Raw genomic sequence first — 25098 nt, 5'->3', positions numbered from 1 at the left:
ATTGGCTAAGTTAGTAGACCCCAACACATAGTGTTTACCTATGCGTTGGGGTTTGTCTACCTGTCGCCTTACTGCAACGCCAAGTTGTTTGGGTACAGGTGTCGCCTGATGCCTGAATCAACATTTGGGATTATTTAACATGAAGCCTATATTTGGTCGAGGACCCTCTTTACAGCAACGTCTCTTTTTCGCAGTGATCGCTTCAGCCAGCTTAATGCTGGCTGACAGTCGTTTAGATGCCTTCTCTCAGGTCCGTTTTCTCTTAAACAGTGCTGTGGCGCCGATTCAATACGCTGCTGATTTACCGCGCAGTATGTTTGATGGTTTCTATGATCGATTCAGCTCTCGTCAGCAACTGATGGAGAGTAATCATGGTTTAAAACGTGAAGTATTGATCTTGAAAAGTGATCTCATTTTGTTGGATCAATATCGTGAAGAGAACCAACGTCTGCGTAAGTTACTTGGGTCGTCTTTTGTCCGTGATGAGAAAAAAGTGGTTGCTGAGGTGATGGGGGTCGATACCTCACCTTATCGTCATCAAGTCGTGATCGATAAAGGTCGAGTGGATGGCGTTTATGAAGGTCAACCAGTCATTAATGAAAAAGGGATTGTCGGTCAGGTGACGTTTGTCGCCGCACATAATAGCCGAGTTCTACTATTAATCGACCCTAATAGCGCCATACCCGTGCAAAATATTCGTAACGATATTCGTGTGATTGCTTCCGGTAATGGACAAACGGATGAGATTCAACTTGAGCACATTGCCACCAGTACGGATATGAACGTAGGAGATATGTTAGTGACGTCTGGATTGGGAGGGATTTACCCAGAAGGTTATCCGGTGGCTTATATTGCTGAGGTAGATAAAGATACTCGACGTGAATTTGCCGTGATCAAAGCCACTCCGGTAGTTGATTTTACCCGTTTGCGTTATTTACTGTTGATTTGGCCGAATGAAGATCGGCAGCAAAAGGTATTACAAGCCACGCCTCAACATATGCTTAAGGAGGCACGACATGGCTCGCAATGATTGGTCAAGCCGCTTAGTGATTTGGGGCTCATTTTTATTAGCGCTAATTGTACAAACGATCCCTTGGCCGGGGACATTAGATCTACTGCGTCCTTCTTGGTTGCTGTTAGTGATCTGCTATTGGGTAATGGCCTTACCTCATCGGGTTAATGTCGGTACTGCATTTATCATGGGCTTGTTGTGGGATCTTTTACTCGGCTCCACGCTCGGCATTCGTGGCATGATGATGTCTATCGTGATTTACCTTGTTGCCGTTAACTTTTTATTACTGCGTAATATGGCACTCTGGCAGCAAGCGATTGTGATTGCTTTATTAGCGATGGGGTTAGAGGTACTGATTTTTTGTGGTGAGTTTTTAATACAAGATGTCACTTTTAACCCTTTGTCACTCTGGAGTGGCGTGATTAGCTGTATACTTTGGCCATGGATGTTTTTATTACTGCGCCGTATTCGTCGCCATTGGAATATAAAATGAACCATAAAAAATTACTGCTCGCCTCAGGTTCTCCGAGGCGACGTGAGCTATTGGCTCAGTTGGGATACGATTTTGATATTGTCGTGCCTAATGTGCAAGAACAGCGTCAAACAGAAGAATCTGCCCAAGATTATGTGTTACGTCTCTCTGAGGATAAAGCTCGCGCAGGGTTGGCTATGGCTAACTCAGACGCGGTTGTACTCGGGTCGGATACGATTGTTGTCTTGAATGAACAAGTGCTGGAAAAACCGCAAGATTTTGCTGATGCTCGACGCATGCTGTTACAGCTCTCTAATACTAGCCATCAAGTGATGACCGCGGTAACGGTAGTCAGTGCTGATCGCCAGCGCTCGATACTGGTCACTACCGAGGTGTGGTTTAAAGCATTATCTGAACCAGAGATTGAGCATTATTGGCAAACGGGTGAGCCTTGCGATAAAGCGGGCAGTTATGCCATTCAAGGATTAGGGGGACGCTTTGTCACTCGAATAGAAGGCAGTTATTACGCTGTGGTCGGCTTGCCTCTTTATGAAACGGACCAGCTCTTGCACGAATTTTTATAACTTACATCATTGAGGTGCGCTCATGAGTGCGGAGTTGTTGTTAAACGTTACCCCAAGTGAAACTCGGGTAGCGATGATTGAAGGTGGAGTACTGCAAGAGATCCACATAGAACGTGAAGCCAAACGGGGTATTGTCGGGAATATTTATAAAGGCAAAGTCAGTCGTGTCTTACCCGGTATGCAGGCGGCGTTTGTTGATATTGGTTTAGATAAAGCGGCATTTTTGCACGCCTCTGATATTGTGCCCCACACAGAATGCGTTGCTGAAAATGAGAAGCAACAGTTTAAGGTGCGCGATATTTCTGAGCTAGTGCGTCAAGGGCAAGATATTGTGGTGCAAGTGGTGAAAGATCCATTAGGCACCAAAGGCGCTCGCTTAACCACGGATATCACGCTTCCTTCTCGCTATTTGGTTTATATGCCGGGTGCCATTCATGTCGGTGTTTCGCAACGCATTGAAAGTGAGCGAGAGCGAAATCGTTTAAAAAGTGTCGTCGGTCAATATTGTGATGAACATGGCGGCTTTATTATTCGCACCGCAGCTGAAGGGGCGAATGAAAAAGAGTTAGCACAAGATGCTGCGTTTTTAAAACGGCTATGGACCAAAATCATGGAGCGGCGCGCGAAATACAAAACGCGTACCACGTTGTATGGTGAGCTGGGTCTAGCGCAGCGAATTTTACGTGATTTTGTTGGTACTGAGTTAACCAAGATTTTGGTCGATTCGCGAACAGAATTCGATAATTTGCTTGAGTTTACCTCTGAATACGTCCCTGAACTGACCGATAAATTAAGCTTGTATGAAGGCGATAAGCCGATTTTTGATATGTATGACACCGAGAATGAGATTCAGCGCTCGTTAGAACGAAAAGTTGAGTTGAAATCGGGTGGCTACTTGATCATTGATCAAACGGAAGCAATGACCACCGTGGACATCAATACCGGAGCTTTTGTTGGGCGTCGAAATCTCGAAGAAACGATTTTTAATACCAATGTCGAAGCCACTCAAGCCATTGCGCGTCAGCTGAGATTGCGTAATCTTGGCGGGATCATCATCATTGATTTTATCGATATGATTTCAGATGACCATCGTAAGCGTGTATTGGTTTCTCTTGAAGCGGCGTTAAGCAAAGATCGAGTAAAAACCAATATCAATGGTTTTACTCAATTAGGCTTAGTGGAAATGACCCGTAAACGAACTCGCGAAAGTATTGAACATGTTCTGTGTTCGACTTGTCCAACTTGTGAAGGGCGTGGCAGCGTAAAAACCGTTGAGACGGTCTGTTTTGAAATTTTACGTGAGATTACCCGAGTGAATCGTGCTTATGACGCTGATAAATTTGTCGTGTATGCCTCACCGGCCGTCGCGGATACCTTACAAGGGGATGAGTCTCACTCACTTGCTGAATTAGAGGTGTTTATCGGTAAGCAAGTTCGTATTCAAGCGGAACCTTTATATGTACAAGAGCAATTTGATGTTGTCATGATGTAAGTAGGATTGTGAGTGCTTTCGATATTAACTCGCCTTAGGCGGATAGTGTTGTGGTTACTGGTAAGTCTGTTGGTGGTGTTGGCCTTGGTCATCACCACTTTACGTATCGTCTTACCAGAAATGAATCGTTTTAAAGACGAGATTCAACAGTGGGTTGGTGAACAAACCCAAATTCAAATTACCATTGCCGATGTGCGTGGCTTTTGGCGTAATACCCATCCTTCGCTTGCTCTGCAAGGGGTTCAGGCGAACCTGCCTGATGGCAGTCAAATACAACTTGAAACCGCGCGGATTGATGTCGAGTTTGATTTATTAGAAAGCTTCAGACAGCGGGCGCCTGTGGTGGCCAATCTCGTTATTCATCAATTAAATCTCGATGTTCGTTCTGTCGATTGGTTGGCAATTAACCAAGCATCGGATGAGCCGTCAAGCCAAACCGGTGATCAAGGACGAATTCTACAGCGCTTAGACGATTTATTCCTACGTCAGCTCGATGATTTTTCTATCCAAGATTCGACCATCCTCTATCAAACGATGGCAGGCGACTTTCGTCAATTAGATGTCGAAAAACTGCATTGGAAGAATCGTGGACGTCAACACATCGCGGAAGGGATCATCAGTTTAGCCGATAGCGAAATTAACTCATTAAAAGTAAGTGCTCACTTTAAAGATCATGGTTCATTGCGTGATGTTTCGGGGCAATTTTATATCAGCGCCGATAAACTGCGAGTTCGTCCATGGTTGACGCGTTATTTGGCTGATGCCACGGGCATTGAGCGTGGTTTGATCAGTTTTAATGCTTGGATCACGTTGCAACATAACCAGCCTATTGATGGTTATGTTGAGCTCAAACCTTCAGAGCTCGCGTGGCATGATACGGAACGGCATGAGTTACTGCTAGAGTCGGGGATTGTTCAACTCTTTCCCACCGAAGATGGTTGGCAAGTTAGCGCTCACTCACTCAAGTTGCGAACCGATGATAATCCATGGCCGGAATTGGATTTCGCTTTAGACTGGCAGCCACAAGGTTGGCGTTTGAATGTCTCTCAACTGGCGCTACCAACCCTAACGCCATTAGTCAGACTGATACCAAATTCACAAACGGCACAAAGCTGGCTTACACATTTAGAACCCCATGGTTTGTTGGATGATGTACGGCTGTCAGTGAATCAAGACGATGATATCCAGTATTCTGTTCGACTGAATCAAGGCGGGATTAAGCAGTGGGATTTGTTGCCCGGGATCGAGCATCTGCAAGCCACTATCCGAGGGACGGCAGAGAGCGCCGTGATACATGCGAGCTTGACTGATGAAACTCTGCCTTATGGTGATGTGTTTCAAGCGCCGCTGTCTCTGCGTCAAGGCGCGGTTGATCTGGTGTGGCAGCGTGATGAAAACGGTTGGCGTTTATGGGCCGATAAGGTAAGCGCTGCGACCGATGATCTTCAAGTATTAGGTGCATTTCGGCTTGATTTTCCGGCGCAAGGAGAGCCCTTCTTATCTTTTTATGCCGAAGCCGATCTCTACAATGCGGGCGAAACGTGGCGTTATTTACCTACGAGAGCACTGGGCCAGTCTCTTACCGATTACTTATCGACATCGATTCAGGGCGGTAACGTTGATACTGCTAAATTACTTTGGTATGGCGAACTAGCCGCGTTTCCTTATCAGGATAACAACGGTATTTTCCAAGCTTGGGTCGGTTTAAAAAACGCGAAATTCAGCTTTGATACCGCCTGGCCAGCGATCACCGATCTACAGCTTGATCTACTGTTTGAAAATGAATCCATGTACCTTGATTCTCGGTCAGCGACATTAATGGATGTCGAGGCGGAGCGGATTGTTGGGCAAATTGCTCACTTGTCTGAAGATGGTTGGTTAGAACTCAGTGCCACGGTGAAAGCTCAAGGTAATGCAGTGCGAGATTATATGACCGCAAGCCCATTAGTCGATTCCGTTGGCGCTGCATTAACCGCGATTGACGTACGTGGGCTGGTCAATTCTCAGTTCCAATTAGCGATTCCTTTTGCGCATGGTCATGATGTTCGAGCGTGGGGGTGGGCCGATTTGATGAATAATCAGGTTGAGATCAACACGCCACCAATGACGTTAAATGGTGTTTCGGGACGAATTCATTTTGATAATGATCAGGTCTCGGCCGCAGGGCTAACCGGCGAGCTGCTCACACAACCGATTTCCTTTGATTTTAAAGGTGAGAGTGCCGCGCAAGGTTATCATGTCGGAATCGATTTAGTCGGTGACTGGGATATCTTGCCGCTAGCGCCTTATGTCGGTGAGCACTGGATAGCGCCGGTCACTGGTCATGCGCCTTGGCAAATGGGGGTCAATATTCAGCTCAATGATGTTGGCTTTACTTATCAAATCGATGCACAGGCTAATTTACAGTCTATCGCGAGTGACTATCCATATCCTTTGGGTAAACCTGCCAACCGTCAAGGCACGGCACGTTTGCAAGCCTCAGGTAACCAGCAAACGGTGTCCGCTCGTTTACAACTGCCTGATGCGAAGTACCAAACTGAGATTGATATTACTCAGCCAGTGCCACACTTAACGGCAAGCTATTTGTTGCTGGGGCAAGGCAGTTTTAAAATGAGCCCTGTCGCCGGGCATGATGTTCAGATTCGCAGTGAGAGATTTAATCTTGATCAATGGTTGGATATTCTTGATCAGCAACCGGATAGCCAAGCGGTCAGTGTGTTAGCTGAATTGCAAACGCCAAGTCTGCCGATTCCTGAGCGAGTCGACGTTGATGTCCAAGAGCTCACTTTCGCTGGTTTAGAGTGGCATGATGTTGCCTTCAGTGCACGCCAAAAAAATCTTGGATGGTCAGTAACGGTCAATAGCCAAGAGATGCAAGGCCAAGCCAGTTATATTCAACCTTATGATCTGACGGTGGCTTTACAACGTCTCCACCTCTATCTTCCACAGCTCGATCAACATCAAGGTCACAGTCTGTTGATTGATAGAGAAAAGCAAGATGCGCCACTGATCTCCGAGTTTGAGCGACGTTTTCATCAGTTAATGCCGAATCTCACTCTCGTGATTGATGATTTTTGGCTACAAGGATACAGCGTCGGTAAGCTGAGTATGGACTTTCAGCGTCAGGGCGATACTTTAGCTTGGAAAAAAATTGATATTGTCAGCGGTACCAATCAAATCAATATTAGTGGTGAGTGGACACTAACTGAAGATCACAGTCATACCCTGATGAATATCGATATGCAAGGCGAGAATAACAGTGATCTTATGGAACGTTTTGGGATCACCTCAGGGATACAACGAGCCCCGTTTTCGCTGAAAAGTCATAGCGAATGGGACGGTGCGCCATGGTCGATGCGGATTAATACCTTACGGGGTTCGGTAGAAACGGAATTAGGTAAAGGGGTTATTTCTAATGTCAGTGGGGCGGCGAATCTGCTTGGATTATTCAGTCTCGATTCGATCATTCGTAAAATGCAGCTCGATTTTAGCGATATTTTTGACAAAGGGATGGCGTTCAGCCGTATAACGGGTAGTGGAGATATCGAGCAAGGTATTTTTGTGACCAATAATATTAAAATGGATGCGATTGCTGGTGAAATGACCATCCGTGGTATGGCGGATCTCAATACCCAGATGGTGGATGCACAAGTGAACTTTGTTCCTGATCTTACCTCTGGGATCCCTGTGATGACAGCGTTTGCCGTTACTCCAGTTACCGCCTTATATGTGTTAGCGATCACTACGGTTATTTCACCGGTCGTTGAGGTGTTTACTCAAGTTAATTATGAGGTTAAAGGGCCTTTGAACTCGCCGAATGTACGTGAAATATCACGTCGTAAAGGGGAATTTAAGTTGCCTGAGCGGCTAAAAAAATAAGCCAAGGAGAGAATCATGCTGCGAATAGGATTGGTGCAAATGACGTCAAGTGACGTCGTAAATGATAACCTAAGCTACATTGAACAGCAGGTCGCCCAGCTGGCGAGCCAAGGCGCACAATTGATAGTCACGCCAGAAAACGCGACCCTATTTGCTAGCCATATGCAATACCAGCAAAATGCAGAGCCATTGAATGTAGGACCTATTCAGCAGCGGTTCGCTCTATTGGCTAAACAGCATCAGGTTTATTTACTGCTGGGGAGCTTACCCATTCGGCGCACAACGGGGATCACCAGCACCTCGATTTTATTCGGACCTCAGGGCGAATGGCTAGCAGACTATGATAAGCTACACTTGTTCGATGTTGATGTCGCTGATCAGCATCGCTGTTATCGTGAATCGTCGTTATTCTGTGCGGGGCAGCGCGTAGTGGTAGCGAACACGGGATTGGCTAATTTAGGCTTATCGATTTGTTATGATCTGCGTTTTGCTACCTTATACAGTGAGCTACGCCGAAAAGGTGCACAAATTTTACTGGTCCCTGCTGCGTTTACCGCGGTGACTGGTCAAGCCCACTGGGAGTTGTTATTACGGGCGAGAGCGATTGAAACTCAGTGTTGGGTCGTCGCCGTTGGACAAACAGGGCAGCACTCAGGGGGAAGGCAGACTTGGGGACATTCGATGGTGATCAACCCTTGGGGAGAGATCACTGCCGCTCTCGGTTGTGAAGCCGATAATCTCTTGGTCGATATTGATTTACGCTCGCTGCAAACTATTCGTCAAAACATGCCCGTGCTTGAGCACACACGTTTTCATCATCAATTTATAGAGAAAAAGAATCCGCTATGAGTATTACCCGTATTGAACAAGCGTTACTCGCCCCAACCGGCCTGACTGAACAGGATATTGCTGACACGCTAGCCAGTATCATGACTCGCGATATTGATTATGCTGATCTCTATTTTCAATCGAGTTGGCATGAATCGCTGGTTTTAGAAGATAGCATTATTAAAGATGGTTCATTTAATATCGACTGTGGGGTTGGTGTACGGGCGATCAGCGGTGAAAAAACCGGTTTTGCTTACTCGGATCAAATTCAGCTTGATGGATTAAAGCAAAGTGCGATTGCCGCACGAGGCATTGCGACTCAAGCCAAAAATGGTCAGGTTCAGGCGTTTCGACGCAGTGATAACCAAGCATATTATGCGGCGGATAACCCATTAGAGAATTGGCAAAAACAGAAAAAAACTGAGCTACTACAACAGCTCGATGCTTATATTCGAACCAAAGAGCCTTTGATTCAAGAAGTCTCGGTGAGCCTGAGTGGGGTTCATGAACAGATGCTGGTTGCGGCAACTGATGGGACTTATGCTGGTGATATTCGTCCGTTGGTGCGTTTATCGATCTCCGTGTTGGCTAAAAAAGGCGATCGTCGTGAGCGCGGCAGCGCAGGAGGCGGCGGCCGATTTAATTATGATTACTTTTTAAATGAAGAAAATGGCCAAAAAATTGCTTTTGCCTACGCCGATGAAGCGATTCGCCAAGCGTTGGTGAATTTAGAAGCGGTGGCAGCTCCTGCGGGTACCATGCCAGTAGTATTGGGTTCTGGATGGCCTGGTGTCTTATTGCATGAAGCGGTAGGGCATGGCTTGGAAGGTGATTTCAATCGTAAAGGGTCTTCTGTTTTCTCTGGAAAAATCGGTCAGCAAGTGACCTCTAAGCTGTGCACGATTGTCGATGATGGAACGTTAAAGGATTTACGTGGTTCATTGAATGTCGATGATGAAGGGGTCCACGGTCAATACAATGTGCTGATTGAAAAAGGTGTGCTTAAAGGTTACATGCAAGATAAGCACAATGCGCATTTAATGGGCGTTGCCCCAACGGGAAATGGTCGTCGTGAATCCTATGCTCATTTGCCGATGCCTCGCATGACCAATACCTATATGTTACCCGGCGAGCATACTCCAGAAGAGATCATTGCCAGTGTTAAGAAAGGGATTTACGCGCCTAATTTTGGGGGGGGGGCAAGTGGATATTACTTCTGGAAAATTTGTTTTCTCGGCCTCAGAGGCGTATTTGATTGAAAATGGTAAAGTGACACGCCCTATCAAGGGAGCGACATTAATTGGCTCTGGCATTGAAGCGATGCAGCAAGTCTCAATGGTCGGTAATGATCTGAGTATTGATCGCGGTGTTGGTGTCTGTGGTAAAGCGGGACAAAGTGTTCCGGTCGGTGTTGGCCAACCAACGTTGAAGTTGGATGCGTTAACTGTGGGTGGGACAGAATAATTGACGGAATAAAATCGGCCGCTTACACGAGAAGTTAGTGTAAAGCGGCTTTTCTCGGTAGTAATTATTGACGATCCGTGCGATATTTCGCGCTAATTTTTGAGCCTGTTTATAAACTCTGGAGTCACCATTATGTCTCATGAAGATGAATATCTCTCTGTTGAAGCCTTTATCGAAATGCAAAAAGAAGAGACTCGCGATATTATCCAAGCACTACTCGACGACGGCAGTGATCCAGAAGCCTTGTACGATATCGAGCATCACTTGTTTGCTGAAGATTTTGAAATTTTAGAGAAAGCGGCCGTTGAAGCTTTCAAACTGGGTTTTGAAGTATTGGAAGCGGAAGAGACTGAAGATGAAGATGGTCATAAACTGTTCTGTTTTGATGCGACGATGCAATCGGTTTTGGACCCGCAAGCGATCGATCAGCAAGTCGCAAAATTGGTCGAGTTAGCTGAAAAGTTTGATGTTATCTACGATGGGTGGGGCACGTATTACGAAGGTGAAGATGCCCTTTATCCAGAAGAAGATGACGAAGACGAAGAGCAAGCCTAACCTTCAGTGGTTGCCGTTATCGATTAACGCGGCCACAGTGAGCAATTAATTTGTCACAGTAAATACCAGTCAGCCGGCTGGTATTTTTGATCCCGCTCAGGTATATATGAGATAAATTTGCTCAAGATAATCAATGACAATGCAGCTTTCTCTCTCTGGTCCATGGCAGCTTTCGCCTCTGACAGACGTATCCATTCCTCAAGTTGATCTTTATTTTCCCAATCCATTCAGTTGCGCCTTGCCAAGTGAATTGGCCGAGCATGATCTCGCGCAGCAAGAATGGCATTTAATGCATGATATTGAAGTCGATGACCATCTCTTAGCGTTTGCTGCTATTGATGTCGTGATAGAAGGCATCGATTATCCAGCCGAAGTGCGTCTTAATGGTGCCGCTATTTTTGATTGTGATGGGACGCAACATCGTTATAAAAAAGAGATCCGCTTGCTGCTTAAGTTAGGTCGAAATCGGTTTGAAATTTTATTCTTAAATCAGGAAGACGATTGGTTGATTGAAGAGCCAATTTGTCCGCTTGGTGAAGAAAAGCGAGTCGCATACGACTCGAGGATGGGGATTTGGCGAGCGCCTTATTTACAGGCTATTTCTCACTTACGTCTTGAACATCTGACGACAGAGCAAATCTGGCATCATGGTGGTGGCTGTGAGCTGTTAGTGAATCTTTACTTCACCACCTACGCGAGTGGTTTAGTATCTGCTGCGGTTCGTTTTGATGGTATGACTTACCATTTACCGATAGATGTACGCAGTGATCATGTGACGGCTATTTTCCAAGTCGATGCGCCTCGCTATTACGACGCAGAAAAACCGAATCCTGAAGATCTTTATACGATTGATGTTGAGTTAGACGGACAACAAGCCTCGGTTAAACTCGCATTGAGTGACACTTTATGTGTCACTCATTTTCCGTTATAACGCGGCGGGTGGATCCGATCATTTTGGCTCATCTTACCTAGTGTGCACAGCCAAAGTGTTTGTCGGTGCCTTTTTTCTGTGGATGCAAACTTTGCCATACTTTTTCATGAAAGTAGTAAGCACAGGTATTAAAGCTGGGTTCAATCATCGCCATGATGCCGCCAATTAACCAACTTCCAGTGAGTAAATAAGCAATACCAAAAGCAACGCTAAAGTGGATGACGGCGAAGCTGGCGGTTTTTATCCGAGTCTTGCCCGCGTAACGTTGCAGTGCTGGATGCTGAGTCCATACCCGTTCATGGAAATAAAAAGCGACAGTATTGACCATCGGTTCCAGCATAGCGATTAAACTACCGAGAATGATATCGCCTGTCAGTAGATAAGCGATAGTAAAAGCGATGGTAAAGTGAATAGCAGCGAAGCTGAGTGTTTTTTTCATGATCCGGTCCCACCTATTTCTTTTTGATGTAAACATTATTGATAATTATTCTCAAAAAGAAAAGGAGAATCGAACAATTAATCTCATCGGTAAAATCGATGAACCTTCCGTTTGCTAATTAACCTTGCGGTTTGATGACTAAAACGGGGATGGGGGCGTTCTCGACGACCTTGCTGGCTACCGAACCGAGCATCACTTTGTCCATTCGTGAGCGTTTATGGCTGGGCATAATAATTAACTCTGCCTTGAGCTTGGCTGCATACTCCAGAATGGTCGTATAGGGCTTTCCTTCAGCGACATGCAACTGATAGTGAATGTCCTCTGGCAGATACTGCTGAGCAAACGCTTGTAAACGTTGCCCAACGTCTTGTTTCATTTTATTGGCAGCGTCACGCGGGAAATAAGTTGCGACCATCGACATGTGAATACCCGGCAGTACCGTTAAAAGATGCAGTTGAGCACCACTGTGTCTTGCTTGCCATACCGCACTTTGTGCGGCTTTATCAGCAAAGCCTTGTTCATTTAAATCGACGGGGACTAAGATATGTTTATACATGGTTTCTGATCTCTGTATGGCTTTCCCCCGCAGATTCGACAGGCAGGGGAAAGCAAAGTCACAATGGGTTAAGGTTGTATCGTCGTTTTTTTGAGGGCGCGGCGTCTTTGGTTCCAGCCAAGCAGTAAGGTCAGCAACAGTGCAGGGACAAAGACCCATTCTTTCATTGGACGATCACTATCCACGACTACCGTACGGACTTCCCAATCAAAATCGATCCCGGCCGCTTCAGCTGGACTACGAAACTCAACAGCGTCGATCAACATTCGATTATTGATCTTATTAACGGTAAGCCCCATCGAACGAATCCGTTCTTCGGCCGTTAGCGCTCGATCATCAAACGGCAGTTGCACGGTTTTCGACACATAGTCGCCCATTAAGGTTTCTCCGGCGACGATCATCACAATTGGTTGACCCACTGGCGCTTTATCGACGATATAGGCTAAGTCCGTACCTGGGTATTGATACTTAGCCGGATAAATTTTGTCCCACCAAAATCCAGGTCGTAAAAAGCTAAAGGTCAGCAACAATAGCAACAGGACTTCCCACCATTTTGCTTTGGTAAACCACCAGCCTTGAGTCGCGGCTGAAAATAACAGCATGGCGATGATCGAGGAGCCGACAGTTAAGGCTAAGTGCCACCATGATTCAATGCCCATCAGTAATAACTGGGTATTAAAGATAAACATAAATGGCAGAATAGCGGTTCGTATGTCGTAGGTGAAGCCTTGAATACCGGTACGAATGGGGTCCGATTTTGCTATCGCGGCAGCAGCAAAAGCAGCCAGGCCGACAGGGGGCGTATCATCGGCTAAAATACCGAAATAAAATACAAACAGGTGTACGGCAATTAATGGAATGATCAATCCACTCTGTGCGCCTAAGGTGACGATCACCGGAGCCATCAACGTTGATACCACAATGTAGTTGGCAGTTGTCGGTAATCCCATGCCTAAAAGTAAGCTGATCACAGCGGTGAACAGCAACATCAGCATAATGTTACCGCCAGAGATAAATTCGACAAAGTCGGTCATCACTAAGCCAATGCCCGTTAAGGTGACTACACCAACCACGGTCCCAGCGGCTGCAGTCGCGACACCAATCCCTATCATATTGCGTGCACCAGACACTAAACTTTCGAGTAAGTCTGTAATGCCAGCTTTGGCTTGTTGAGCGGCATCGTTAGTGCGATTAAACCAAGCAATGATCGGTCTTTGCGTTAAGAGAATAAAAATCATAAACACACTGGCCCAGAAAGCCGACAATCCGGGGGAGAAACGCTCAACGGTCAAACACCAGACTAAGACAACGATCGGCAGTAAGTAATGCAGTCCAGATTTAACTGTAGGGCCAACGTCTGGGATTTCCTGAATGTTTTCATCCAAACTAAATTCACGCTCGTGAGTGTATTGAGCGGAGATTTTCAACAGCAAAAAATAACAGATTAACAGTGCCAGCGTGACGATCGGTGTCGCTGCCGCGCCAAACACATCTTTTGTCCAACCGACCCCGTAATAGACCACTGCACTCACTACACATAACCCTAAAATGGTGCCAGTGAAAGAGAGCAAACTGTTGAGTAATGTTGAAGGGCGACGGCGAGGTAGGCCGGTCATCCCTGCTTTACAGGCTTCGAGGTGGACAATATAGATAAGCGCTATGTACGAGATAAGCGCAGGCAGCAGTGCCGCTCGTATCACTTCGACATAAGAGATACCCACGTATTCGACCATCAAAAAGGCCGCAGCGCCCATGATTGGTGGCGTAAGCTGGCCATTGGTTGAAGCGGCAACTTCGATGGCTCCAGCTTTCGTACCAGAAAAGCCCACTCGCTTCATGAGCGGAATAGTAAAGGTTCCGGTTGTGACCACGTTGGCTATCGACGACCCTGAGACTAAACCGGACAGTCCTGAGGCGACAACGGCTGCTTTCGCCGGTCCGCCACGCATGTGACCGAGTAAAGAAAACGCGACTTTGATAAAATAAGCACCAGCACCAGCCCGTTCTAGCATCGCACCAAAGAGCACGAATAAGAACACAAAAGAAGTCGAAACCCCTAAAGCGATACCAAATACGCCTTCAGTAGTCAGCCAGAGATGGGACATGGCCTTATTAAAGCTTGCCCCTTTGTGTGCGATGACGTCGGGCATATGTGGCCCAGCAAAGGTGTAGAGCAAAAATAGCCCTGCCACACACATTAACGGCGGACCTAATGCACGACGCGTAGCTTCCAGTAGCAACAGCATACCCATACCAGCGACAATGATGTCAGTATCGGTGGGGGCGCCTGAGCGACCGGATAAAGAAGTATAAAAAAGATAGATATAAGCAGCCGAGAAACTGCCCGCAAGAGCTAAGACCCAATCCACGGCTGGTATGCGGTCACGGGGAGAATGTTTTAACGCGGGATAAGCAGTAAAAGCGAGAAAAACCGCAAAGCTTAAATGGATAGCGCGAGCTTCGGTATCATTTAAAATCGCAAAGTTAAAAATAAATGGCAGGGGTGAAGCATACCAAAGTTGGAAAAGAGACCAGCACAGTGGTACAAACCACAAAATGCGCCCAGAGAAACCCTGTGGATTTCTTGCGCCAGTATCTGCCTGTGCAACCATCTCTTGCACATCCTGCGACGGAGTTGTTGCCTGCGTCATGTACGTTATCCTTAATATTGATGGTTTATCCCTTTTCTATTGTGCAGCCGATAGTCAGTGAACGGTATTGATACTCTCAAGTACATGGAGACTCACAACATAACGCTGAGCGTTAGGCTGTATGGTGTTCGCTGAAGGCTCAATAGAAGAGGGTGCTGTGCAAATAAATAATCATTCTATGCCTCTCCCTAAAAATGCGGATGTTCAGTCACTTTACTGTGTCAGCCATGGTTGTCAGGAGAAGAAATAGATAGCCATAAAACAAAGTACTTTGAGTAGAGACCGCCAATCAATCCCCACGCGCCGTATGCTGGGCATGGGGATTGGAGGATGGGTCGACTACCTACAACGAATCGCGATTTATTTTAGTAAACCAACCTCTTTGTAATATTTTTCAGCACCAGGGTGGAGCGGAATAGAAAGACCGGCTTTGACCATGTCTTCTTTTTTCAAGGTTGCAAAGGCGGGATGAAGACGAGTAAAGGTATCAAAGTTTTCAAATACCGCTTTAGCAACATTATAAGCAACTTCATCGGAGACATCGGCACTGGTTACCAGTGTGGCGGCAACCCCAAAGCTTGTCACTTCGTTATCGGTCCCACGATACATGCCCGCAGGAATGGTGCTGTAAGCGTAGTAAGGACGTTCGGCTACAATTTTTGTTACTTCAGGTCCAGTTGCTGAGACTAATTTAGCATTACAAGAAGTCGTCGCCTCTTGGATGGCTCCATTGGGATGTCCGACCATATAGATAAAGGCATCAATACGATTATCACATAACGCTTGTGAGCGCTCAGAACCTCTTAGTTCAGAGGCCAGTCTGAAACTGCTATTGGTCCAGCCAAAGGCGTCCATTACCACTTGCATGGTGGCGCGATCACCGGAGCCTGGGTTTCCGATATTAACGCGTTTTCCTTCAAGATCTTTTACATTATTGATGCCCGAGTCTGCGCGAGTGATGATGTTAAAAGGTTCAGTATGCAAAGAGAACATCGCGCGTAGCTTTTTGTAAGGGCCGAGTTCAGAAAACTGACTGGTGCCATTATAACCGTGGTATTGCCAGTCAGATTGAACGATAGCAAAATCGAGCTCGCCATTACGCATGGTATTGACGTTGTAAATCGAACCACCGGTTGATTCCACAGAGCAACGAATATTGTGCTCTTGACGGTCTCGATTCACTAAGCGACAAATGGCACCGCCAGTTGGATAGTAAACGCCGGTTACGGCTCCAGTACCAATAGTAATAAATTCCTGAGCGTGAACCGCACTCGCTCCCATGACAGCCGCAGCGATAGCACCCACTTTAATGATCTTGTTCAATAACATGAATATCCCTTCCTTTTATTTATTATTCCCAAAGAGCTTGTACGGTTGTCGAGGGGTATGATTCCTTTCCCCTGATGACTTGAGGTTATTGCGCGGTTAGCGCCCTCGGCAAGTCGTTTGGTTCTAGAAATTGGCGCTGGTTCTGCTGAAAAACAGAAAAAGTGCCGAATGATAATAACAAAAAATACTCAATAAATTATAGAATTGTAAAAAATTATCATCGGTAGCACTGTGGTATTGAGCGATAGGTAATGTTATTGAATGAGGCTAATTATTTGATAAGTATTAATTTAACGTCTTTTTTATTGGCTATAGCAAGATACGCGAGATGTGAATTGGGTCACATTTGTTTAACAATGTAACCCGTCATTAATGCGCTTTAGCCAGCGTATTCAAATAGCTCGCAGACAGAAGTAAATAGCTGTTTAGTCGTAATATTCATGGTTGGAGTAATGAAAATAGTATCATCACCAGCGACAACACCTAAAATACCTTCTGATTTACCAAGAGAGTCGAGTAAACGAGCAATTAACTGCGCGGCACCTGGGCCGGTGTGTATCACAACTAAAGCGTTATTATGATCGACATCGAGGACAAGCTCTCTTAGTGAGCTGGATACCGTTGGCACTCCGAGCTCAGCGGGTAAGCAATACACCATCTCCATTTTGGCATTGCGAGTACGAACGGCACCAAACTTGGTTAGCATACGCGATACTTTAGACTGATTGATGTTATCAAATCCTTCATTCTTTAAAGCATCAACAATATCGCTTTGTGAGCCAAAGCGTTCTTCTTTCAATAGGGCTTTAAAAACACGAACTAAGTTATCTTGTTTATCTGTAGGGCGCATTGTGGATTTTCTTTTGCTGTTCAACCATTAATGACTATTGTCACATAGCTCACGATAGAGAGGCAAATTATCGTCGAAAACTGTCTAAATGGTCACTGTAAAAATACCGTATTTACGTTTATATCCTTCTTACTTGTCGCTACAGTGGGATTGGTTACGCTCATCATAGCGTTATCGATGCTCATGGGGATTCTCTCACTTGTCGCCTATCTGTAACGCTCAGTCGTTTGCTTATCAATGGGGGCTAATGCTTTGTCATAACTGATAAATCCCCTCATAATGCCTAACGAGCGGTCGCGTCTTAATGAGGAATTGCGCAAAGTCGCAAAGCTGAGGTTAATTGATTGTAATCAAGATGTAGTTGCTATAGCTTTTTGACATCGGATAAAAAGATACCCTACCAAAACATATAAAAGATTCACTCTCAAGGAGAACTACGATGAAAGTCGCTGTTATTGGTGCCGCTGGCGGCATCGGTCAAGCCCTAGCTCTGTTATTAAAAAATCATCTTCCTGCTGGTTCAGATCTTGCTTTGTATGATATCGCTCCAGTGACGCCTGGCGTGGCTGCTGATTTGAGTCATATTCCAACGCCAGTGTCGATCAAAGGTTATTGCGGTGAAGATCCAACGCCAGCATTAGAAGGCGCGGATGTCGTGCTGATTTCAGCAGGTGTGGCACGTAAGCCGGGAATGGATCGTGCTGATCTCTTCAATGTTAACGCTGGAATCGTTAAATCACTCGCTGAACGAATTGCCAACGTTTGTCCAACAGCTTGTATTGGGATCATCACTAACCCGGTTAATACAACCGTCCCTATTGCGGCTGAAGTATTGAAAAAAGCAGGTGTTTACGACAAGCGTAAGCTATTTGGTGTCACGACACTGGACGTTATTCGTTCTGAAACTTTTGTTGCGGAATTAAAAGGCAAAAATCCTAGCGAAGTCCATGTTCCTGTGATTGGTGGCCATTCTGGGGTAACGATTCTACCTTTACTATCACAAGTTGATGGTGTTGAGTTTACCGAGCAGGAAATTGCGGCACTGACTAAACGCATTCAAAACGCGGGCACTGAAGTCGTGGAAGCCAAAGCGGGTGGCGGCTCGGCAACACTATCGATGGGGCAGGCTGCTTGCCGTTTTGGCCTCTCTTTAGTGAAAGCATTACAAGGCGAATCAGTGATTGAATACGCTTATGTTGAAGGTGGTAGCGAACACGCTCCTTTCTTTGCTCAACCAATTAAACTGGGTAAAAATGGTGTCGAGGAAGTGCTGAGCTACGGACCATTGAGTGACTTTGAAAAAGCAGCGCTCGATGGCATGTTAGAAACGCTTAATAAAGACATTGAGATCGGCGTTGAGTTCGTTAAATAACGATCATTAGACGTAAGCTCATTTGACTCGCTATTTCGTTCGCTCACCCTGCGTGCGTATTGGCAGTCGTTATGGTAAAGCATAAAAACTAAGAATAATGCCGCAGGTTTCGACTTCGCGGCATTTTTTTGCGATGATCTTATGATCTAAAACCCGTATCAACCATCCTTCTTATCTTGCCTAAAAGATCAAGAATTGATCGTCCATTCTTGAGGTTCTCTTGAGTACTTGTATTCATCATCCTTTAGCAAGCCCCACGGCATCGGTTGTGTTGTAGATCGATGTTATTCGAGTGTATTTTTCTCAGTTTTAACTGATGATTAAGCTTTTGATTGTTTGAATTTTTTATCTATACCAGTAGTCATAAAAGTGGCATTAGATTAAATTTTTATTCATTAATTCTGGAAAAATAGTATTATCTGGCCTTTTTTATGGTAGCTAAGGCTATTTTATGGCGCAATCTGACATAGATTTGATCGTTGGCAATGAATGTGTAAAAACGTTGGCTTTGTTAGTGAAGTGGATCACGTTGAGTCTGCTATTGAATGCTATTTCTGACTACTATAGCGTTTTCCAGAAGCAAGGTTGGAAATAATCATGGATAACAAATTAGGTTTAGGCTCTTTAACCGCCTTGGTTATCGGTTCTATGATCGGGGCTGGGGTATTCAGTCTGCCGCAAAATATGGCAGCAGTGGCGAGTCCTTTGGCGGTGATGATTGGCTGGTGTATTACTGGGATCGGTATGATCTTCCTTGCCCTATCATTTCAGCAATTAGCGATCCATAAACCAGAGATCAATAGCGGTGTGTTTGGTTATGCCCGTGCTGGCTTTGGTGATTTTGCCGGATTTTGTTCGGCCTGGGGATACTGGTTCAGTGCGATGGTCGCTAATGTTTCCTATCTAGTGATTGTCTTTAGTACTTTCGGCATGTTGTTTGATACGCCTGATCGGGTTATTTTTGGTGATGGTAATACGTTGATTTCGATTGCGGGTGCCTCGGTACTCCTTTGGTTAGTGCATTGGCTGGTTTTACGTGGCGTGCAAACGGCAGCGTTGATCAATTTGGTGACCACCTGCGCGAAAATGATCCCGTTGGTACTGTTTATTGGATGTGCCATGGTCGCTTTTCGGTGGCAGACGTTTACGGTCGACTTTTCCGGACTCCACTTTGGAGCTGAGCACGATTTATGGTCGCAAGTCAAAGCCACCATGTTGATTACAGTTTGGGTGTTTATTGGGGTCGAGGGAGCGGTGGTGGTCTCTAACCGAGCTCGGGTGCGACGCGATATTGGACGAGCGACGATCTTTGGTTTACTGACCGCGTTAGCCATTTATGTCTTAGTGACATTGCTATCGATGGGCGTGATTGTCCCCGTCGAGCTGGCCAGCTATCAGAATCCGTCGATGGCGAGAGTACTAACCGAGATATTGGGTCCTTGGGGGCAGTATATTATTGCGATTGGTTTAATTATCTCTGTTTGTGGCGCATTTTTAAGCTGGACAGTGTTGGCTTCGGAAGCGCCATTTTTAGGGGCAAAAGACGGTATGTTTCCAGCACGGTTGGCGAAACAAAACGCGGCAGGTAGCCCGGCGAGTGCATTGACGTTAACCAACGTTTGTATCCAAGTGTCATTAATCGTCGTGATGTTTGCTGGTAGTACCTACGACACCTTGCTGATTTTTGCTTCGGAAATGATCTTAGTGCCGTACTTTTTGGTCGGCGCTTACACGCTGAAGTTGGCGCTTAGTGAGTCTAAACAAGGCAAAATATTACTAATAGGATGTGGAGCAACGCTTTACGGTGCTTGGTTGTTGTATGCCTCTGGATTGCATTATTTATTGCTTTCAAGCCTGTTGTATCTGCCTGGTATTGCTTTTTATATTAAAGCCAAACGAGAGCAGGGAGTGCAGCCTTTTTTGGGGCGAGAGAAACTCGGTGCTGGCACTTTAACCCTGTGTGCTTTGTTTGCCTTTGGTTTAATCTGGCAAGGGTGGTTTTAGTTAACAAGCAAAGACTCACTTGTCGCCTTACTTGAGTCGGGGCGACAAGTGAATGAAGTAATAAGACTGAGTTCGCTTACGATGTCTTATTACTTAGTGCGTTTGACCGCCATATGAGCCAAAGCGATCAATGCTTGTTTGTAGTCACTTTCGGGTAGAATAGCCAATTCGGCAATCGCTTTATCGGCTTCTTGTTGCGCTTTAGCGGTGGTGTATTCTAATGAGCCTGCTTGCTGCATCGTTGCTAAAATCGCCGTTAATTTCTCCATCCCATTGGCTTTTTCAATCGCCTCACGAATCATCGCCGATTGCTCTCCTTGGCTATTGCGCATTGCATGCAGCAAAGGAAGCGTGGGTTTACCTTCTGCGAGATCATCACCGACATTCTTGCCCATTTCTTTGCCGTCGGCAGTGTAATCCATCACATCGTCAATCAATTGGAAGGCGGTACCTAAATATTTACCGTAGTTTTGCATCGCCCGTTCAACTTCGGGGGAGGCATCACATAACATCGCTCCAATTTGAGTAGCGGCTTCGAATAATCGCGCGGTTTTTGAGTAAATGACCTGCATATAACTCTCTTCCGTAGTCTCGGGATCGTTACAGTTCATTAATTGCAGCACTTCACCTTCAGCGATAATGTTGACGGAATGGCTCATCAGCTTGAGGATCTTCATCGAACCGAGTTCGGTCATCATTTGGAAAGAGCGGGTGTAGATAAAATCGCCCACCAGTACGCTAGCGGCGTTACCAAACGTCGCATTGGCGGTAGCTTTGCCCCGCCGCATATCGGATTCATCCACCACATCATCATGTAGCAAGGTTGCCGTATGAATAAATTCAATAAACGCAGCAGCCATGGTGTGTCCCTCACCTTGATAACCTAAGGCTTTGGCTGACAAAATGGCCAGTAATGGACGTAGGCGTTTACCGCCACCACTGACGATATAAAACCCCAGTTGATTGATAAGGGAAACGTCAGAATTGAGTTGAGCAAGTATCGTTTTATCCACTTTTGCCATGTCATCGGCAGTAAGCGCTTGGATAGCTTTAAAATCCATCATAAATCCGGCTGAAGTTAGAGCTTGTAAGGCATTATGTTCTGCTTGAGTTAGTGAATAATACACTAAAAAAATATTGATTAATACATGGCTTAAAGGCATGATTGCCGCACTTTTGTTTGGCGATTAGCTTTTCGCCAATTTTTTTTAAATATGGCTTGTCATGGGGACGCCATTCACGTAGAATCTGCGCCCTATTGATGATTAGTTTAGCGCACACCCTTTTTGCTCAAAAATGTTAGCATAGGCTGTGCGGAAAGAGCGGAGTAAAATATGTACGCTGTTTTCCAATCTGGTGGTAAACAACACCGTGTAAGTGAAGGTCAAACTCTTCGCTTAGAGAAATTAGACGTTGAAACTGGCGCAACAGTAGAATTTGATAAAGTTCTTCTGATCGCTAATGGTGAAGCAATTCAAGTTGGTGCTCCTCTGGTTGAGGGCGGTAAAGTGACTGCTGAAGTGGTACAACATGGTCGTGGCGATAAAATCAAAATCGTTAAGTTCCGTCGTCGTAAACACTCTCGTAAGCAACAAGGTCACCGTCAGTGGTTCACGGAAGTGAAAATCACTGGTATCAACGCTTAAGTTATTAGGAGAGTTTAACAATGGCACACAAAAAAGCTGGTGGTTCTACTCGTAACGGCCGCGATTCAGAAAGTAAACGTCTTGGTGTTAAGCGTTTCGGTGGTGAAGCTGTATTAGCAGGTAACATCATCGTTCGTCAACGTGGTACTAAGTTCCACGCTGGTAATAACGTTGGTATCGGTAAAGACCACACTCTTTTTGCTCTGTCTGATGGCAAAGTAAAATTCGAAGTGAAAGGTCCTAAGAACCGTAAATTCGTTAGCATCGAAGCTGAATAAGTTTAGTTTCTCGCTGAATTTAAAAACCCTGCCGTTTGGTGGGGTTTTTTATTTATCGGCAAAGTGCTTATAACTAGTGATCCCTATTGTTTGGGTTGACTCGTTATGTGTTCTAAAGCAGAGATGAGACGCTGATTAATGTCTTCTGCTAAAATTGATACTATTAATAAGCAATGGTATTGCAGCGCAAATTGTGCGGAGTAACAAATGAAATTCGTTGATGAAGCGGTAATAAAAGTTCAGGCTGGTGACGGCGGCAACGGCGTGGTCAGTTTCTGGCGTGAAAAATTCATTACCAAAGGCGGTCCAGATGGTGGTGACGGCGGTGACGGTGGTGATGTTTATATACTGGCTGATGAAAACCTAAATACATTGATTGACTACCGTTTTCAGCGTTTTTACGACGCTGAGCGCGGAGAAAATGGGCGTGGTGCGAACTGTACTGGTAAGCGTGGTAAAGACAAAGTATTGCGCGTTCCTGTTGGTACACGTGCTGTTGATATCCATACTAATGAAGTGATCGCTGAAGTCGCTGAGCATGGCAAAAAGGTGATGATTGCTAAAGGTGGTTGGCACGGTTTAGGCAATGCTCGTTTTAAATCTTCGGTAAACCGTGCTCCGCGCCAGAAAAGTATGGGTACTAAAGGTGAAGTGAGAGAAGTGCGTTTAGAGCTACTTCTGCTCGCTGATGTCGGTATGCTTGGCTTGCCTAATGCCGGTAAATCAACCTTTATTCGTGCTGTATCGGCAGCAAAACCTAAAGTGGCTGATTATCCTTTTACCACCTTGATCCCAAGTTTAGGTGTTGTGAGTGTCGTCCCAGAAAAGAGTTTTGTGGTTGCTGATATTCCCGGGTTGATTGAAGGTGCTGCGGAAGGTGCTGGGCTAGGTATTCGATTCCTGAAACACCTAGAGCGTTGTCGAGTATTGCTGCACATGATCGATATCATGCCTGCAGATCAAAGCGATCCTGTTCAAAATGCATTAACGATCCTTGATGAGCTTGAGCAATACAGTGAGAAATTGGCTCAAAAACCACGTTGGTTAGTGTTCAATAAAACCGATCTCATGCCAGAGCAAGAAGCCAATGAAGTGATTCAAAACGTTTTGGACGCACTGGGATGGGAAGATCAATACTTTAAGATTTCTGCTATCAATCGTCAGGGTACCAAAGAGTTGTGCATGAAGTTAGCTGACTTTATGGAAACCTTACCTCGTCAGCAAGAAGAGATTTCTGAAGAGCAAAAAGTGGAATTTATGTGGAATGATTACCACAAAGATGCCATTGCTAATCAACCGATCATTGACGAAGATGACGACGATGATGATTGGGATGATGAAGAAGATGACGGCCATGTTATTTATGTGCGTGAATGATCGATTTGATCTCTAAAGTTAATAAGCCGCAATATTGATTGCGGCTTTTTTTATATTCTAAATCATATCGTCACGACACATTTTGTTGCAAACTAGGCCTTCGATAAATCGAGGCAGTTAGGAATGGAATCATGACATCCAAACAACGAGCAATTTCACGTTTGATTGCTCAAGCAGGTCAAATGTTACTCGCACATGGTGCAGAAAGTACTTTGGTTGGCGATATTATGCGACGTATGGGGCTGGCTTCTGGCATGGATGAAGTGGAAGTCTCGCTCTCTGCGAGCTCATTAGTGGTGACTACCGTTTATCATCAGCATTGTATTACCACCGCTCGACGTTGTGCTGATCGTGGCATTAACATGCGAGTAGTGACCCAGATCCAGCGTATTTGTATTTTGATGGAGCGAGGCTTACTCGATTACTCGATGGCACAGCACAAACTTGAACGAATAACGCCAGAGCGTTATAACCGATGGTTAGTGGTGGTGATGATCGGTTTGTCATGCGCGGCATTCAGCCGTTTGGCTGGTGGTGATGGAATCGTATTTCTAATGACTTTTATCGCTTCGGCGATAGGTATGATGGTCCGTCAAGAGATTGGCCATCGCCAATTTAACCCTTTACTTAATTTTGCGGCGACAGCGTTTGTTACGTCACTCATTTCTACTCAAGCGGTGATCTATCAGCTTGGTAATAAACCAACCATCGTAATGGCGTCTTCAGTATTAATGCTGGTACCGGGCTTTCCATTGATCAACTCGGTTTCTGATATGCTGAAAGGTTACATTAATATGGGCATCGCTCGCTTTGTGATGGCAAGCTTACTGACCTTAGCAACCAGTTTAGGGATTATTGCCGCGATGAGCGTTACGGGAGTGTGGGGATGGTAGAGCTGGTGAATTGGGATTTATTGCTAAGGTTAATCAACGATATGTTGTTTGCCTCGATTCCGGCTGTTGGGTTTGCGTTGATCTTTAATGTCCCAGTCCCAGCATTAAAGTATTGCGCTTTAGGAGGAGCCATCGGTCATGGCTCGCGTTATTTGATGCTGCATTTTGGTATTCCGATTGAGTGGGCGAGTCTGTTTGCGGCAGGGATTGTGGGTATGATTGGTGTTCAGTGGTCGAGACGATTTTTGGCTCATCCTAAAGTCTTTACCGTAGCAGCATTAATTCCTATGGTTCCCGGTGTATTTGCTTATAAGGCAATGATTGCTATGGTAGAAATTCACCACTTAGGCTTTAAACCGGAGCTGTTTGCGAGTTTAATGGAAAATTTCTTAAAAGCGATGTTTATCATTGCGGGATTAGCGGTTGGCTTAGCAATACCTGGGCTGTTATTCTATCGTCGCAAACCCATTGTCTAGAAGCTTAAGC

At 45.5% G+C, this 25098-nt stretch carries 21 protein-coding genes and 1 pseudogene; 16 read left to right on the top strand and 6 right to left on the bottom strand.

Going from position 1 to position 25098, the window contains the following annotated elements; genetic code table 11:
* Positions 1-139: 139 nt before the first annotated feature.
* The 9 genes and pseudogenes from mreC (at position 140) to VIB_RS11515 (ending at position 11217) form a co-directional block, all read left to right on the top strand.
* On the top strand, positions 140-1030 hold the full coding sequence (gene mreC / locus VIB_RS11555) for a rod shape-determining protein MreC (RefSeq protein WP_004396096.1): 891 nt from the start codon (positions 140-142) through the stop codon (positions 1028-1030).
* The gene (mreD, locus tag VIB_RS11550; RefSeq protein ID WP_040904712.1) at positions 1017-1505 is read left to right on the top strand and encodes a rod shape-determining protein MreD; all 489 of its coding nucleotides are present in this window, start codon (positions 1017-1019) and stop codon (positions 1503-1505) included. The genes mreC and mreD overlap by 14 nt, the downstream gene beginning before the upstream one ends.
* Positions 1502-2068, top strand: coding sequence for a Maf family protein (locus tag VIB_RS11545; protein ID WP_004396095.1), 567 nt, complete (start codon positions 1502-1504; stop codon positions 2066-2068). Before mreD ends, VIB_RS11545 begins: the two co-directional genes overlap by 4 nt.
* A gap of 22 nt (positions 2069-2090) precedes the next feature.
* On the top strand, positions 2091-3560 hold the full coding sequence (gene rng / locus VIB_RS11540; protein WP_004396093.1) for a ribonuclease G: 1470 nt from the start codon (positions 2091-2093) through the stop codon (positions 3558-3560).
* A gap of 12 nt (positions 3561-3572) precedes the next feature.
* Positions 3573-7439, top strand: coding sequence for a YhdP family protein (locus VIB_RS11535; RefSeq protein WP_004396092.1), 3867 nt, complete (start codon positions 3573-3575; stop codon positions 7437-7439).
* 15 nt (positions 7440-7454) lie between these two features.
* Positions 7455-8288, top strand: coding sequence for a carbon-nitrogen hydrolase family protein (locus VIB_RS11530; protein ID WP_004396091.1), 834 nt, complete (start codon positions 7455-7457; stop codon positions 8286-8288).
* Positions 8285-9731, top strand: a pseudogene (tldD, locus tag VIB_RS11525) (metalloprotease TldD). Before VIB_RS11530 ends, tldD begins: the two are co-directional and overlap by 4 nt.
* 132 nt (positions 9732-9863) lie before the next feature.
* Positions 9864-10286 (top strand): ribonuclease E inhibitor RraB, encoded by a 423-nt coding sequence (gene rraB, locus VIB_RS11520; protein WP_004396090.1) that lies wholly within the window; start codon positions 9864-9866, stop codon positions 10284-10286.
* A gap of 139 nt (positions 10287-10425) precedes the next feature.
* Complete coding sequence (locus tag VIB_RS11515) at positions 10426-11217, top strand: glycosyl hydrolase 2 galactose-binding domain-containing protein (protein WP_040904711.1); 792 nt, start codon at positions 10426-10428, stop codon at positions 11215-11217.
* 37 nt (positions 11218-11254) lie between these two features.
* Here the strand turns inward: VIB_RS11515 and VIB_RS11510 are convergent, their stop codons facing one another.
* From VIB_RS11510 to argR, 5 genes are all read right to left on the bottom strand, one after another.
* The gene (locus VIB_RS11510; RefSeq protein ID WP_004396088.1) at positions 11255-11656 is read right to left on the bottom strand and encodes a DUF2061 domain-containing protein; all 402 of its coding nucleotides are present in this window, start codon (positions 11654-11656) and stop codon (positions 11255-11257) included.
* A gap of 118 nt (positions 11657-11774) precedes the next feature.
* Entirely contained in the window at positions 11775-12212 is a 438-nt protein-coding gene (locus tag VIB_RS11505; RefSeq protein ID WP_040904710.1) for a universal stress protein, read from the bottom strand.
* A 68-nt stretch (positions 12213-12280) separates the two neighbouring features.
* Positions 12281-14863, bottom strand: a complete 2583-nt coding sequence (locus VIB_RS11500; RefSeq protein ID WP_004396087.1) for a TRAP transporter permease — start codon at positions 14861-14863, stop codon at positions 12281-12283.
* 360 nt (positions 14864-15223) lie between these two features.
* Positions 15224-16192 (bottom strand): TAXI family TRAP transporter solute-binding subunit, encoded by a 969-nt coding sequence (locus VIB_RS11495; protein ID WP_004396086.1) that lies wholly within the window; start codon positions 16190-16192, stop codon positions 15224-15226.
* 379 nt (positions 16193-16571) lie between these two features.
* Positions 16572-17042: a transcriptional regulator ArgR gene (gene argR, locus VIB_RS11490; RefSeq protein WP_004396085.1), complete on the bottom strand. Its 471-nt coding sequence runs from the start codon at positions 17040-17042 to the stop codon at positions 16572-16574.
* Between the two features lie 439 nt (positions 17043-17481).
* On the opposite strand from argR, the gene mdh reads away from it, so the two are divergent.
* Positions 17482-18414 carry a malate dehydrogenase gene (gene mdh, locus VIB_RS11485; protein ID WP_004396084.1) on the top strand — a complete coding sequence of 311 codons (933 nt, stop codon included), beginning with the start codon at positions 17482-17484 and terminating at the stop codon, positions 18412-18414.
* A gap of 597 nt (positions 18415-19011) precedes the next feature.
* Positions 19012-20418 carry a basic amino acid/polyamine antiporter gene (locus tag VIB_RS11480; RefSeq protein WP_004396082.1) on the top strand — a complete coding sequence of 469 codons (1407 nt, stop codon included), beginning with the start codon at positions 19012-19014 and terminating at the stop codon, positions 20416-20418.
* An 89-nt stretch (positions 20419-20507) separates the two neighbouring features.
* Here VIB_RS11480 and ispB read toward each other — a convergent pair whose 3' ends face one another.
* Positions 20508-21479, bottom strand: a complete 972-nt coding sequence (ispB, locus tag VIB_RS11475; protein ID WP_004396081.1) for an octaprenyl diphosphate synthase — start codon at positions 21477-21479, stop codon at positions 20508-20510.
* A 273-nt stretch (positions 21480-21752) separates the two neighbouring features.
* Here ispB and rplU point away from each other — a divergent pair, with 273 nt between their 5' ends.
* The 5 genes from rplU (at position 21753) to VIB_RS11450 (ending at position 25088) form a co-directional block, all read left to right on the top strand.
* Positions 21753-22064, top strand: coding sequence for a 50S ribosomal protein L21 (gene rplU, locus VIB_RS11470; RefSeq protein WP_004396080.1), 312 nt, complete (start codon positions 21753-21755; stop codon positions 22062-22064).
* Positions 22065-22084: 20 nt separating this feature from the next.
* A complete protein-coding gene (gene rpmA, locus VIB_RS11465; RefSeq protein WP_004396079.1) occupies positions 22085-22342 on the top strand; it encodes a 50S ribosomal protein L27 in 258 nt (85 codons plus the stop codon).
* Positions 22343-22549: 207 nt separating this feature from the next.
* Complete coding sequence (gene cgtA, locus VIB_RS11460) at positions 22550-23719, top strand: Obg family GTPase CgtA (RefSeq protein ID WP_004396078.1); 1170 nt, start codon at positions 22550-22552, stop codon at positions 23717-23719.
* 131 nt (positions 23720-23850) lie between these two features.
* Complete coding sequence (locus tag VIB_RS11455) at positions 23851-24612, top strand: threonine/serine exporter family protein (protein WP_004396077.1); 762 nt, start codon at positions 23851-23853, stop codon at positions 24610-24612.
* 2 nt (positions 24613-24614) lie between these two features.
* Complete coding sequence (locus tag VIB_RS11450) at positions 24615-25088, top strand: threonine/serine exporter family protein (protein WP_040904931.1); 474 nt, start codon at positions 24615-24617, stop codon at positions 25086-25088.
* Positions 25089-25098 lie beyond the last annotated feature (10 nt).

It is taken from the genome of Vibrio metschnikovii CIP 69.14 (assembly GCF_000176155.1).
Lineage (GTDB): Bacteria > Pseudomonadota > Gammaproteobacteria > Enterobacterales > Vibrionaceae > Vibrio > Vibrio metschnikovii.
The sequence above is the reverse complement of the archived record's forward strand: the minus strand, read 5'-3'. Positions and strand labels throughout refer to the sequence as shown.